Genomic DNA, 13,444 nt, shown 5'->3' with positions numbered 1-13,444 from the left:
CGATCCCGGGCGTGGGTCAGAAAGTGCGTTCGACGGAGACGGAGACGAAGTCCCGATCACCGTGGACGTTGTCGTAGCTCAGCAGCGGCGTGCCGACGGCGCGGATGATGGCGCCATCGGGGCCGAAGTAGTGCGTGTAGTTCACGCTGCCGTGCCACACCTGCTGATACTTCGCCTTGAGGCCGAGGTTCACGCTGCCGCCATGTTCGGACGGGAACAGCGCGCCATTGACCGATGAGCGCCCGTCGATGCCGTAACTGATGCCGATGGGCACCTGCAGGTCCAGCCCCGGCAGCACCTGGAAGTACTCGGGCTGGAACACCGCCTGAATGGCCGAGGCACTTCGCGTGGCGCTCGGGTCCACCCGGTCCGCGTTGTCGGTGTAGGACATCACGTGGTTGAACGCGAACTCACCCATGAAGGAGGCGCCATCCCAGAAGCGGCTGGCCGGCAACACCCCGATGGCCGAGGCATTGAAGTGCAGCGTCTTGCCTTTCGGGAAGGCCGCGCGTGCGCCGCCATCCGCCCGGCTGTCGCCGGGAATGACCACCGTGTTACCCGCTGCGACCAGCGGCATGTTCTCGCGGATCGACAATTCGGCCGCGACGTTGGTGTCACCCACCAGCGTGGTCAACGAACCACCGAAGAGGCGAATGTTCTCGCCGTACACCAGCACATAGTCGCCAATGTCGTTGACGCTGCGCGCGTTCACACCGGGCCGGGCATAGAACTGCGGCATCTTGTCGTGAAACACCGCCGCATACAGACCGAACTCGTTGTCACCCGACTTGATGCGCATCTGCACCCCGCCCTGGCCGTTGTCCTTGGCGTGAATGTCCTTGCCACGGTGGAGGAACACCCCCGGGCCGAGCAGCAGGCGCTCGCCCCCCTCATCGGCGAAGTCGGCAAAGCTGAAGTAGCTGCCGGCGCCGGGGACGCGGGTCTTGCGCCATTCCCACTGGTAGTAGGCGCCGATGGACACATCGGAGTTCAGCTGCAGTTGTGCGCTCACCTGCCCGACCGGCCGGGCCACCTCCTTGAATTCGGGGTTGGGCACGCTGAGCGCCTTGGCCAGATCGAGCGGCGTCTGGGCGCCGGCCACCCCGTTGGCACCGAAGAACAGGCTCTCGCCGTAGAGCTGGGTGAAGCGACCGAGCTTGAGATTGAGGCGTTTGCGCTTGGGCGAGAAGTTGCCATAGATGAACGCGTCCATGAACTCGGTGTGCTGACCGTGGAGCTGCTCGGTGTCCTTGACGAACTGGTCTGCGGGCGTCGACACCTGGTTGATGCCCATGTTGCCCGGGTTGTCGGTATCGTCGTGATAGACCGAGTCGTACCAGCCCTGACCACTCACCCGCAGGCCATATTTGCGCTTGAAGCTCAGATCGAAAGAAGTGAGCACATCGAGGCGGTTCGAGATCAGTCCCCTGTCGAAGTTGAGATCACCATCGTTGGTGTTCACCTGCGCCGTCGTGGGGTCGCCCGCCACCTGATCGTCCGCGCTGCGCACCCGCCACGCGGCGCTGTACTTGACGGTGGTGTCCCACGACATCTTGATGTCACGATTATCGGTCTGGATGCGAAAGGCATTGGCGGCGCCGGGCGCACAGAGGCTGGCGATGACCAGCGGAATGAGGGCGTGGCGAAGCCGCGGCAGGCGCGTGCTCATGGTGTGGTCTCCCTGTATTTATGGTTCTGGTTCTTGGCGCTTGTCATACCCCAATGGCAACACCGGATGCCATGTGGGACGCATGCGCACTGGACGGTAGCGTGTCATTCTTGTTACCGTCCAATACCATTGTTCTTGTCGAGCAATACCTTTTAGGTATCCCAGCCATAATCCCTTGAGAGGTGAGCCTGTGGATCTGCGTCAACTACGTTACTTCGTGGCGGTGGCCGAAGAGGCCAACATCGGGCGCGCCGCGGCCCGGCTGCATATCTCGCAACCGCCCCTCACCCGACAGATTCAACAGCTCGAGGCCGACCTGGGCGTCGTGCTGTTCAACCGCACGCCCAAGGGCATGGAACTGACCCCGGCGGGCGAGCTGTTTCTGGAGGAGGCACGCAACATCCAGTCGCTGGTGGAGCAGGCCACCGAGCGCACCCAGCGCGCCGGCCAGGGCCGGCTGGGGCGCATCGACGTGGCGATTTTCGGGTCGGCCATTCTGGATGTGATTCCCGAAGTGCTCATGGCCTTTCGCACCCGTTATCCGGATGTGAAGGTGGTGCTGCACACCATGACCAAGGCCGAGCAGATCGAGGCCTTGCGCCAGAAGCGCATCAGCGTGGCTTTCAACCGCATTCTGGAAGCGCAACCCGATCTGGAAATGCGCCTGGTGACCTCGCAACGCATCATGCTGGCCGTGCCCATCCACCATCCGCTGGCGCAGCTCGACACGGTCTCGTTTCCGGACATTGCGCCCTTCCCGCTGGTGATCTTTCCCACCGGCACCCGCCCGAGTTTCATCGACAAGCTCATGGGCATGTGTGCCCAGGCGGGTTTTCAGCCGAACGTGTCGCAAGCCGTGGGCGATACGGTCAACGCCGTGGCGCTGGTGGCCTGCGGCTTCGGCATCTGCGTGGTGCCCAGTTCGGCCTCCACCCTGCGCGTGCCGGGCGTGGCCTACCGGGAGCTGACCGACATCCCCGACGGGCGTGTGGATCTCACCTGCTTCTATCGCAAGGGCGATACCTCGCCGATTCTGGCCGGCCTGCTTGAAGTGGTGGATGAATACCGCAAGCGCACTGCGCCCGATTGATCACAGCCCGTTCGATCACACCCCGCGCTTCTTGCGACGGTATTCGAACTGGCCGCGCCCCAGCCCCAGCAGCCGCGCCGCCGCCGAGGCATTGCCGCCGGTCTGGCGCAAGGCATGCTGCATCATCAGGGTCTCGATGCCATCGAGCGAGCCGGCCTCGGCCAGCAGTGCATCCAGCTGCTGCTGGGCCGTATCGATGGGCGCGGCATCGCTTGCCTGCCTGGGCGCCTCGTCCGCCTGCGGCAATCGGGGCATGACGGTCGCGGGCGCCAGATCGGGCAGCACCTCACCGCCCGAGAACAGATGCTGCACATCCAGGCTGGCGCCCTCGTCTGCGAGGATGACGCCGCGTTCGATCATGTTCTCAAGCTCGCGCACATTGCCCGACCAGTCGTAGGCCTGCAGCGCTTCGGTCGCCCGGCGGGTCACCCCGGCAATACCCTTGCCGAAGCGCTGGGCATATCGCTGCATGAACACGTTCACCAGCAAGGGAATATCCTCGCGGCGCTCGCGCAGCGGCGGAATGAGGATGGGGAACACGTTGAGGCGGAAGAACAGGTCCTCACGAAACTCGCCCGCCTTCACCGCCTCGCGCAGGTCCCGGTTGGCGGCTGCGACGATGCGCACATCCACTTTGCGCACCTGGGTGTCACCCACGCGCTCGACCTCGCCCTCCTGAAGCACCCGCAGCAGCTTGCCCTGGGCATGCATGGGCAGCGACGAAATCTCGTCGAGGAATAGCGTGCCGCCATTGGCGCGCTCGAAGCGACCGGGCCGTGCCGCATTGGCACCGGTGAACGCCCCCTTCTCGACGCCAAACAGCTCGGCCTCCACCAGCTCCTGCGGTATGGCGGCGCAATTCACCGAGACAAAAGGCTGGCTCGCCCGTGGGCCGATGGCGTGCAGCGCCTTGGAGAAGCGCTCCTTGCCCACGCCGCTCTCGCCCATGAACAGCACCGTGGCATCGGTGGGCGCCACCCGTTTGAGTCGATAGGCCACGGCATTGAACCCCGCCGAGGCGCCGACCAGATCGGGCAGGCCGCTGTCGCTCGCGGGGCCGAGGTCTGCGCCCGCCACGACCGCACGGTGACGCGGCGCGGAGATGAAATCCTCCACCTGCAAAAAGCGCAGTGCCTCGTCGTTGGCATCGCATTCTTCGATGGGCTGGCCGATCACCCGGCAGCGCTCATGGCCCATGGCCACGCACTCGATCTCGCGCCAGATGACCGGGCGCCCCATCATGGCCGTGGTGTAGCCACAGGCGTAGCCCACCATCATCCAGCAGGCCGGGGTGCCGCTGACGCCGAACTCGCGCAGATGGGTTTCCGCCTCCCAGGACGACTGCCAGTAGTAGTCGCCCCGGAACTGGCCGGACTCGGTGTCGAACTGCATCTGCTCCACGGCCCGGTTGCGCACGAAACCTTCAATTTCCCGCAGGCGCGGGCCCAGCGCCATGGCCTGCGCCACGTCACCGCCCACCTGCGCGCGCAGGTGGTGTGAATCCTCCACCCCCTGCTGATAGCCCAGGCGGGTGAACAGCTCACGGGTCTTTTCCAGCCCGAGGCGCTCGATCAGCTCGCGCCGCAGGGCCGCGAGCGAGTATCCGTGCATGAGCAGCATGCGCTGATCGAACAGGCGGATTTCGCCCTCGTCGGGCGCCATGCGCAGGTGCCGGGCGATGAACTCATCGCGCTCGGCGTGGGCATGCAGTTCGAAGGCGGAACGGGTCGGCGACATGGGCGGTCCGGATTGAGACTGGATTTCATCATCTCATGCAGTTGCATGAAATCAAACACACCGAGCTGCCTGTTTTAGGGCATCAATTCATTTTCCTGATGGCCGGATAGACCCGACTGATCGCCGCAACACCCCGCCCCATGGGCATTTCCGGCCTGCGGCGTGCCCGCTGGCACATCGATTGCGTAAGCGTTCTCCACACACGCAGTGCCGACACCTAGATCGGCCGCGACACACGCCCATGGAGGAGACACCCATGAACGCAAGCAACGAATTGCGCCTTCAGGCCCGCATCGCTCACCGAGCCAGGCTGGCCGACGACATCATCGGCCTGACCCTGGCTTCCGCCGATGGCGAGCCCCTGCCCCCGGCCGAGCCCGGTGCCCATATCGACCTGCACCTGCCCAACGGCCTGATCCGCCAGTACTCCATTGCCCGCCAGACCGATGCCGGCTACGAGCTGGGCATCCTGCGCGACCCGGCCAGTCGTGGCGGCTCCGCCTGTGTGCACGACGACCTGCACGAAGGCGACACCCTCGAGATCAGCCTGCCGCGCAACCTCTTTCCGCTGGCCACCGACGCGCAACGCTCGCTGCTGTTCGCGGGCGGCATCGGCATCACCCCGATCATTGCTATGGCCGAGGCCCTGCATGCGTCCGGTGCCGACTTCGAGCTGCACTACTGCAGCCGCACCAGGCACCGCGCGGCGTATCTGGACCGACTCGCCACCGCCCCCTGGGCTGACCGGGTGCATGTCTATCACGACGATCTGCCCGAGGCCGGCAAGCTCGACACGGCCGCCCTCCTTGCCACGCCGGAAACCGGCACGCACCTGTATGTGTGCGGCCCCAACGGCTTCATGGACCACGTCATCGACACCGCCCGCGCCGCCGGCTGGGCCGAGGCCAACGTACATTCCGAGCGCTTCTCCGCCCCCGCCATCGACACCAGCGACGACGGCAGCTTCGAGATGGTGATCAACAGCACCGGCCAGTCGATTCGCGTCGGCGCCGAGCAGACCGCCATCGTCGCCCTGCACGCAGCCGGCTTCGACGTGCCGCTGTCGTGCGAGCAGGGCATCTGCGGCACCTGCCTCACCCGCGTGCTCGACGGCGAACCGGACCACCGCGACATGTTCCTGACCGACGCGGAACACCAGGCCAACAACCAGTTCACCCCGTGCTGCTCGCGCGGCAAGGGCAAGTTGCTGCTCGACCTGTAATCCCCAACCCCATCCACGCATCAACACAAGAGAGAAAAAGACCATGGAGACACAGCACAAGTACCTGATGAACACCTGGTATGTGGCCGCCCTGTCCACCGAAGTGGAAGGCGAAGCCCTGTTCAAGCGCACCCTGCTTGAAACCCCGGTGGTGATCTACCGCAAGGCCGACGGCACGCCCGTGGCCCTCTACGACCGCTGCCCGCACCGCTTCGTGCCCCTGTCGATGGGCAAGCGCGACGGCGACGCGGTGGTGTGCCCCTACCACGGCCTCACCTTCGATTGCAGCGGCAAGTGCACCAGGAACCCGCACGGCAACCAGAAGATCCCGGCGGCCGCACAGGTGAAGAGCTACCCTCTGCTCGAGCGCCACGGCTTCATCTGGATCTGGATGGGCGACCAACCGGCGGACGAATCCGCCCTGCCCGACTTCGGCACCCTGGACATCGGCCACGACAACGGCATTGCCCACACCTACATGAAGTGGCCCTGCTACTACGAGCTGATCACCGACAACGTGATGGACCTGTCGCATGTGGACCATGTGCACGGCGAGATCATCACCACCCGTGGCCAGCTCTCGCCCATGATCCCCAAGCTGGAAGAGAACAACGGCCAAGTGGCGGTGCAGTGGAACTGGTCGCAGACCCCGCCCATGCTGATCTTCAACGACTTCCTGGCCGAGCCGGGCGTGGAAGCCCGCCACTTCGTGCGCGTGACCTGGTCCGCCCCCACCAACCTGCAACTGACCATCGGCGCCACCCAGGACGACAACGCCCCGCTCGACTACGAGCACACCGTCGGCCAGTACGACCTGCACGCCTGCACGCCGGAAGACGCGGACAACACCCACTACTTCTTCGCCACGCGACGTAATCACATTGAAGAGGATGCCGACTTCAACAAGATGAAGATTGAAGCCATGCACGGCGCCTTCGCCAACGAAGACGGGCCGATCCTCACCGAAGTGCACAAGAACATGGGCACCACCGACTTCTTCGCCCTCTGCCCGGTACTGATCAGCTCGGATCTGGGCCCGGTGCGGGTGCGTCGTCTGCTGCAACAGATGATCGATGCGGAGCAAAAGGCGAAAGCGGAAAAGGCCGAAGCCAAGACGCCCGCGCTGGCGCCTGCCCACTGAATTCCTGACTGCTTCAGTCCTTGACCCGGCCGTGTGCCGGGTTTTTTTATGGCAAGGTCAGAAGCCTGGCCCACGCAACGATGACCGACAAGTCGGGGAACTCCGGACGCACACAATTACCCCGCACGGACCAGACCCCCTCCCCTTCAAGGGGAGGGTTGGGGTGGGGATGGGGTTAATTGGGGTGGGGATGGGGTTAATCTATGCCATATGCTAACCCGATCCAGCCACACCCATGGCACAAAGCTTTCGCAAACCCTCCGCGCGTCCATGACGGACGCTGAGCACGCGCTCTGGCGACGGCTTCGCGCGAAGCAGCTAGGCGCCAAATTCCGACGCCAACATCCCTTTGGCCCGTACTTTCTCGATTTTGTCTGTCTGGAGCACAAACTCGTTGTCGAGGTGGACGGCGGCCAACACGCCGACCAGCAGGCGTACGACCATGCAAGAACCGACATGCTCGAGCGAGCCGGATTCCGGGTGCTCAGGTTCTGGAACAACGACGTCCTCTGCCAGACGGACGCGGTGGTCGAAGCGATTTACCTGGCGCTTGACCCATCCCCCTCCCAGCCTCCCCCTTGAAGGGGGAGGAGTGGACGCGGCGGCTTCACTCATCTTGCGAAAAACCACGATCCAACCGCCGACGTCGATCCACCGTCGCGGTGCACCGCGCACGACCTCATGGGCCAGCTCAACACCCGCGTGGTCGCGCCGCTCATGCATGCAAGCGACGCCCCGAAGCCGGCCAGCACGCTCAACCCCTTGTTCAATATCGACGGCGAACCCTACGTCATGGTCACGCAGTTCATGGCCGCCATTCGCGCTTCGGAATTGAAGCAACCGGTGCTGGACGCCAGTGCCCGCCATGGCGAACTGGTCGCGGCGGTGGATCTGGTGTTTCACGGGTTTTGACGCACGCGCAAACGCTTCGGTCGCGTGGGCATGAAGAGCGCCAAAGGCGCCATTCTTCGGATCGAGTACGACGCGCTTCAAATTGGCGGATGACGCTTCGCTCTTCGGCCCTACTCGCGCTGCCCAGCGGTCGGCCAAAGCAGTCGGCAACAGGTAGGGAAGAATAGTCATTTGGGATTGCTTAGGGCGTTGCGCCGGGGCACTATGTAACCCCATGCGGAACAAACTTGGAAAACACATGGACGAAACTAGGTACGAAGTCTTCGTTGAACACCGCCGCATTCGCGTGCTCTTCGATTTGCGAAATGACGAAAGTTGCTTTCTGGGTTTGTCGTTTTTCGAAGAGGATGCTTTAGCGATTATCAACATGGGTCATTTGGGCCAAAAACTGATTTCAGTCGACGGCATTAACGGAACAGCCTCCCTTAGCGGAGAAAGATCACTCGGCAGAAATATCTGCTTGGCGTATGAAAACGGGGGTTCCGGAATCGGCACTGTGTTCTATCCGTATGCGAAACTTACGAGATTGCTGGAACAGGCTTTGTCAGAGCTTTCTGAGAGTTCAGTGCCATAAATCGCGTTCCGTCCGAGGCTCGGCTCATCATCCGTCAGCATGTGCGTCAGAAGTCCGCTCAGACCTCTCAAAACAACGTTTTCCATGGGAGAAAGCATGGATCCTTTAACCGCAGCTGGCACCTTCGCGACGATTGTTGGACTTCTCTCCAGTTACAAGGCTGAGCGATCTGGGACGGAGCTAACCGAATTCACGTCATGGCTAAAAGAGAGTCACTACGAGTCGATCGCCAATTCTATAGAGCGGCATTCACTCTTATCCAAGGAACTCTCGGCATTGCTCGCGACAAACCATGCGATTCTCGTCGAACGGCTTTCGCAACTCGATAGCCGGATAGCACATCTAGCAAGCGAATTCGAGGGATTTGGAAACCTCGCTAGGTTGCTAAATTCGAAACCCATGCTATCGAAGCAAGCCGTCTCAATTCTCAAGCAACTTGTAGAGTCGGGTGCTGAATACTTTATGGAATATAAGGTCTACACAGGAAAACCTGACGAATATCCCCTTATTGGAGGTTTAGGGGGAAGAATAAAATACGATGACCGTCGGTTTATCAAAGACGATCTGGAGTCGCTCTTGTCGGCTGGTCTCGTTCGTTTAGAATTTGGGAGCAAAGGAAGCAAAAAGTACTTCGTCACTCGGGCAGCGGCAGAGTTTCTCCAAGGCACGTAATGCGCATCACGAGTCCGGACTTCTTCGCCATTTGAAGTCGCAGACGCACCATTGAGCTGGTTTCCCGAATGCCGCTCGGCCTCGCGAGGGCTTCGTTTCTACACCGCCAATGGTGAGTTAACGCGCGTAAGGCGGACTCCGTAGGGTGAGTTAGGCGTCAGCCGTAACGCACCATTCGGCGTCTCAACCCGGGACTCCGTCACCTATCGAAAACCCGGCCCGCGCCACATGTGCCTTCTCAAATGCCGCTCGACTTCGGGCGGCATTTGTTTATCCACCACCGATTGGTGCGCTACGGCTTCGCCTAGCGCACCCTACGTGATTGCGCGACCGGGCAGTCAGCTCAAACAAACTGCTTCCCCAACCACACCACCGCCACCGCCAGAATCACCACCCCCAAGCCCCGCTGAAGCCAGTGCTCCGGAATGCGCGCGGAGAACGCCCGCGCCACCATGAGACCAGTGGCCGTGGCGACAATGAAGGTCAGTCCGGTGCTGTCGAAACCGCCGCCGTGCAGCAGGCTGCCGGTAGCCGTGGAGGCCGAGACCAGGGCGATGACAGCCAGTGAGGTGGCGCTGGCGGCCTGCATGGAGAGGTCGGAGAACTGGCGGAAGGCCGGCACGATGAGAAAGCCGCCGCCGACGCCGAGCATGCCGGTGAACAGGCCGGCGGTGCAGCCGATAAGCCCCAAGGTGAAGGAGCAGCGGGTGTTCCACTTGAAGCGACCGGTGAGCGGGTCGAGCATGCAGTTGCGCTCCTCGACCAGGCAGGCCTCGCCCGGCGCGGGGGCCGGCCGTTTGCGCAGCATGCGCGCGGCGATGTAGAGCATGAGCAGGCAGAAGACGACGGTGAGCACGGTCTGGGGGATCTCATGCCCCAGCCACAGCCCGACGGGCGCACTCACCATGCCCAGGGCTGCCATGAGCATGGCGGCGCGATAGCGCACGATGCCCTTGCGCAGGCCGACCACGGCGCCCAGCGTGGCGGCCAGGGCCACGGCGGCGAGCGAGACCGGCACCGCTTCGGTCAGCCCGAGCCCGAGCCCGAGCATGAGCGCGGGTATGGCCAGCACCCCGCCACCTGCGCCGGTCAGCCCCAGCAGCGCGCCAATGGCACCGCCAAGCACGCCGGCCAGGACGAGGGTCTCGTTCATCGTCTGGGGGTCAGAGCAGGTTCATGGGCAGCTTGAGATAGCTGACGCCGTTGTCTTCGGGCGGCGGCAGATTGCCGGCGCGCACGTTCACCTGCACCGAGGGCAGGATGAGGCGCGGCATGTCCAGGGTGGCGTCGCGCGCTTCGCGCATCTTCACGAATTCGGCCTCGGTCACGCCATCGGCGATATGCACGCTGTTTTCGCGCTGGTCGGCCACGGTGCACACCCATTCCGGTTCGCGATCATCGGGCGGGTAGTCGTGGCACAGGTGCAGCCGGGTCTCGGGCGGCAGCGACAGCACCTTGCGGATGGAGCGGTACAGGGTGGCCGCGTCGCCACCGGGGAAATCGCATCGGGCGGTGCCATAGTCGGGCATGAACAGGGTGTCGCCCACAAAGGCGTCCGGCCCGATCACGTAGGTGAGGCAGGCGGGGGTATGGCCGGGGGTGTGCATCACCTCCACCTCCAGCTCGCCGATGGCGAAACGCTCACCGTCTTCGAACAACACGTCGAATTCCACGCCGGTGCCGCTGATGTCGGGGGCGTTGAAGATCTTGCTGAACACGCCCTGCACATCGCGAATATGCGCGCCGATGGCGATCTTGCCGCCCACATGGGCTTTCAGATAGGGCGCAGCCGAGAGGTGGTCAGCGTGGGCATGGGTCTCGAGCAGCCATTCGACCTGCAGTTCCGCACGGCGCACGTAGTCGATGACTTCATTGGCGTGTTCATGCGAGGTCCGGCCCGACTTGGGGTCGAAGTCGAGCACGCTGTCGATGATGGCCGCGCTCTTGGTGGCCGGGTCACTCACCACATGGGTGACGGTGTTGGTGTCCTCGTCGAAGAAGGCGCGGATGTCTGCGGTATTTCGGGTCTGGGTCATGGGCTGATCTCCATGCGTGGCCGGTGTCATCGCCGGGGCTTCGCCCGACGGGTCCGGTGGCTTGAATGGGTCTTTATGCTTTTTCGTATATAAGCATATTCTTATAGGTAATGACAAGCCGGCCGTGGCCGGAGTTCCCGGCTGCTGTCGCATGCTTCACGACGCACTTTTGCAGACCCGACGTATCATCAACGCCATGCCGGGATCTCGCCCGGCCGGGAACCGACCCGGTCGTGACCCGTCTCAGGATCATTCCCCGTGGCCGTCAGGCCTGTGCCGGAGCACGTAGCGACCATGTTCCATTCCTTCTTCCCGCGCCCCAAGCTCTTCTTCTTCAGCTTCTTGCTGTGGGCCAGCGCCTGCATCGGCGCCTGGTATGGCTTTGCGGCGGATCTCGGGCAACACCTCGGCCTGCACTTTCCGGGCGCGGTGGCGGCCACCGACAACGCCGAGGTGCAGTCGACCATCAACCTGTGGCTTTACCAGTACATGCTGGTGGCTTACCTGGCGTTCATGATTCCGTGGTCCTTCTTCGGCAAGCAGCCATGGGCGAAATGGTCGGTGTTCGGCTCGGGGCTGATCGTGTTCATCACCTGGTTTCAGGTGGAAGTGAGCGTGATGCTCAACGAGTGGTATGGGGGGTTTTACGACCTGATCCAGAACGCGCTGTCCAAGCCCGGCACGGTGCAGATCGGTGACTATTTCAGCGAGCTGGCGACAGTGGCTTGGATCATCATGATCGCGGTGGCCGTGGCGGTGTTCAACCGCTTCTTCGTGAGTCACTTCGTGTTCCGCTGGCGCACAGCGATGACCGACTACTACACCAAGCACTGGCAGCGCCTGCGCCATATCGAAGGGGCTTCCCAGCGGATTCAGGAAGACACCATGCGTTTCGCCACCATTGTGGAGAATCTGGGCGTCAGCCTGCTCGAATCCATCATGACCCTGATCGCCTTTCTGCCCATCCTGTGGCTGCTTTCGGAGCAGGTGAAGGAACTGCCCCTGATCGGCGAAGTGCCGCATGCGCTGGTGTTCGTGGCCATCATCTGGTCGATTTTCGGCACCTTCCTGCTCGGGCTGGCCGGCATCAAGCTACCGGGGCTGGAGTTCAAGAACCAACGGGTCGAAGCGGCCTACCGGAAAGAACTGGTGCTGGGGGAAGACCACGAACACCGTGCCCATCCGCTCACCCTCGGCGAGTTGTTCGCCGACGTGCGCCAGAACTACTTCCGCCTGTACTTCCATTACCTGTACTTCAATGTGGTGCGCTTCGGCTACATCAACATCGGCCAGTTCGTCCCGTTGATTGCCCTCGCCCCGTCCATCGTGGCCGGTGCGTTCACGCTGGGCGTGATGCAGCGGATTCTCAATGCCTTCAACCAGGTGGAAAACTCCTTCCAGTACCTGGTGAACTCCTGGACCACCATCGTGGAGTTGCTGTCCATCCACAAGCGTCTCAAGGCCTTTGAAGCCACGCTGGAGGGGCAGCCGCTGTCGGACATCGAGCTGACCGGCCAGGCGGTACCCGTGCCGGTGAACGACGCCTGAGCGTTGACGTCCGGGCGGATGACAGGGCCTTGCCCGGCCTCCGCCCACACCTCGCGGGCGTGCGCGGCTCACGGCCCGCCCCCGGACTGATCACCGCCGCGACCTGCGCCCGGGCCGCGAGTGATTTATGACGTTTCACTTTTCCCCAGACTCCGCTATCTTCGCCGACAACGTCCCGCCCCCTTCGGGACGACCCCACTGCCGACGGAGAACCGCGTTGAGTGACGACCAGTACCAGGCCCTGATTGAAGCGGCCAATTTCTTCAATCAGGCAAGCCGGGCCCGCCTGACGACAAACGACCAGTTTCACCCGGAAACACTCATCCTCTCAGTGTCACGCATGGCCGGGTCACTGATGTACCGCAGCTTTGAATTCGACCCCGAGGTCGAACCGGGCACCACCGTCCTGTCCGAGCAGGCCAATACCGATGGGCCCAAGCTGATGAACGTCATGTTCACCACCTTGCGCCAGCTCGGTAGCCCCATCAGCCAGGAAGAGGTCGATCACGACTACGCGTCGGCAAAACTCTCCCCGCTGTCGTTCAAGGGCTCGCACGAGCGGCTGGCACCGCTCTATCTGGGCTATATCGAAAAGATGTCGCTGCCGCTTCATGATGCGGCGCTGGGCGCAGCCATCGCGACCGGGATCACGGTGCACGATTGCAGCAAGGTGATCCCCGTCGAACAAGGCAGCGCACTGGCCATTTACGGATTCGTTGAAGGCACCAAGACGGCCCCCTACCCCTGCGTCTCCGACTCGCATGCCACTGACCACGACCCAGCGGCCGGCTCGTCGAAAAAGCCGTGGTACAAGCTGTGGTGAGCGCCCCGTCACCACGACCC

General features: G+C 63.0%; 13 protein-coding genes. 9 read left to right on the top strand and 4 right to left on the bottom strand.

The window, feature by feature from the left end:
- Positions 1-16: 16 nt before the first annotated feature.
- Complete coding sequence (locus J0W34_RS00495) at positions 17-1,669, bottom strand: DUF1302 domain-containing protein (protein ID WP_230970264.1); 1,653 nt, start codon at positions 1,667-1,669, stop codon at positions 17-19.
- A 190-nt stretch (positions 1,670-1,859) separates the two neighbouring features.
- Here J0W34_RS00495 and J0W34_RS00490 point away from each other — a divergent pair, with 190 nt between their 5' ends.
- Positions 1,860-2,759 (top strand): LysR family transcriptional regulator, encoded by a 900-nt coding sequence (locus J0W34_RS00490; RefSeq protein ID WP_230970263.1) that lies wholly within the window; start codon positions 1,860-1,862, stop codon positions 2,757-2,759.
- Between the two features lie 15 nt (positions 2,760-2,774).
- On the opposite strand, the gene J0W34_RS00485 is transcribed toward J0W34_RS00490, so the two are convergent.
- On the bottom strand, positions 2,775-4,496 hold the full coding sequence (locus J0W34_RS00485) for a sigma-54-dependent Fis family transcriptional regulator (protein WP_230970262.1): 1,722 nt from the start codon (positions 4,494-4,496) through the stop codon (positions 2,775-2,777).
- A gap of 256 nt (positions 4,497-4,752) precedes the next feature.
- Between J0W34_RS00485 and J0W34_RS00480 the strand changes: the two genes are divergently transcribed.
- The 6 genes from J0W34_RS00480 to J0W34_RS00455 all read left to right on the top strand — a co-directional run bounded on the left by J0W34_RS00480 (position 4,753) and on the right by J0W34_RS00455 (position 9,017).
- Positions 4,753-5,718, top strand: a complete 966-nt coding sequence (locus tag J0W34_RS00480; protein ID WP_230970261.1) for a PDR/VanB family oxidoreductase — start codon at positions 4,753-4,755, stop codon at positions 5,716-5,718.
- Positions 5,719-5,761: 43 nt separating this feature from the next.
- The gene (locus J0W34_RS00475) at positions 5,762-6,859 is read left to right on the top strand and encodes an aromatic ring-hydroxylating dioxygenase subunit alpha (protein WP_230970260.1); all 1,098 of its coding nucleotides are present in this window, start codon (positions 5,762-5,764) and stop codon (positions 6,857-6,859) included.
- A 210-nt stretch (positions 6,860-7,069) separates the two neighbouring features.
- Entirely contained in the window at positions 7,070-7,441 is a 372-nt protein-coding gene (locus J0W34_RS00470) for an endonuclease domain-containing protein (protein ID WP_269144629.1), read from the top strand.
- A gap of 99 nt (positions 7,442-7,540) precedes the next feature.
- Positions 7,541-7,771 carry a CcdB family protein gene (locus J0W34_RS00465; protein ID WP_227818315.1) on the top strand — a complete coding sequence of 77 codons (231 nt, stop codon included), beginning with the start codon at positions 7,541-7,543 and terminating at the stop codon, positions 7,769-7,771.
- A 238-nt stretch (positions 7,772-8,009) separates the two neighbouring features.
- Positions 8,010-8,345 carry a hypothetical protein gene (locus tag J0W34_RS00460; protein ID WP_227818314.1) on the top strand — a complete coding sequence of 112 codons (336 nt, stop codon included), beginning with the start codon at positions 8,010-8,012 and terminating at the stop codon, positions 8,343-8,345.
- 96 nt (positions 8,346-8,441) lie between these two features.
- On the top strand, positions 8,442-9,017 hold the full coding sequence (locus J0W34_RS00455) for a hypothetical protein (protein WP_230970258.1): 576 nt from the start codon (positions 8,442-8,444) through the stop codon (positions 9,015-9,017).
- 343 nt (positions 9,018-9,360) lie between these two features.
- Here J0W34_RS00455 and J0W34_RS00450 read toward each other — a convergent pair whose 3' ends face one another.
- Together J0W34_RS00450 and J0W34_RS00445 are read right to left on the bottom strand one after the other, a co-directional pair.
- Complete coding sequence (locus tag J0W34_RS00450) at positions 9,361-10,170, bottom strand: sulfite exporter TauE/SafE family protein (RefSeq protein WP_230970257.1); 810 nt, start codon at positions 10,168-10,170, stop codon at positions 9,361-9,363.
- Between the two features lie 10 nt (positions 10,171-10,180).
- Positions 10,181-11,053 (bottom strand): MBL fold metallo-hydrolase, encoded by an 873-nt coding sequence (locus tag J0W34_RS00445; protein ID WP_230970256.1) that lies wholly within the window; start codon positions 11,051-11,053, stop codon positions 10,181-10,183.
- 258 nt (positions 11,054-11,311) lie between these two features.
- Here J0W34_RS00445 and sbmA point away from each other — a divergent pair, with 258 nt between their 5' ends.
- Both sbmA and J0W34_RS00435 read left to right on the top strand, forming a co-directional pair.
- Positions 11,312-12,601: a peptide antibiotic transporter SbmA gene (gene sbmA / locus J0W34_RS00440; protein WP_230970255.1), complete on the top strand. Its 1,290-nt coding sequence runs from the start codon at positions 11,312-11,314 to the stop codon at positions 12,599-12,601.
- A 217-nt stretch (positions 12,602-12,818) separates the two neighbouring features.
- Positions 12,819-13,424, top strand: coding sequence for a hypothetical protein (locus J0W34_RS00435; protein ID WP_230970254.1), 606 nt, complete (start codon positions 12,819-12,821; stop codon positions 13,422-13,424).
- The last annotated feature ends 20 nt before the right edge of the window (positions 13,425-13,444 follow it).

The sequence above is a fragment of the Nitrogeniibacter aestuarii genome (genome assembly GCF_017309585.1).
GTDB classification, from domain to species: domain Bacteria; phylum Pseudomonadota; class Gammaproteobacteria; order Burkholderiales; family Rhodocyclaceae; genus Nitrogeniibacter; species Nitrogeniibacter aestuarii.
The sequence above is the reverse complement of the archived record's forward strand: the minus strand, read 5'-3'. Positions and strand labels throughout refer to the sequence as shown.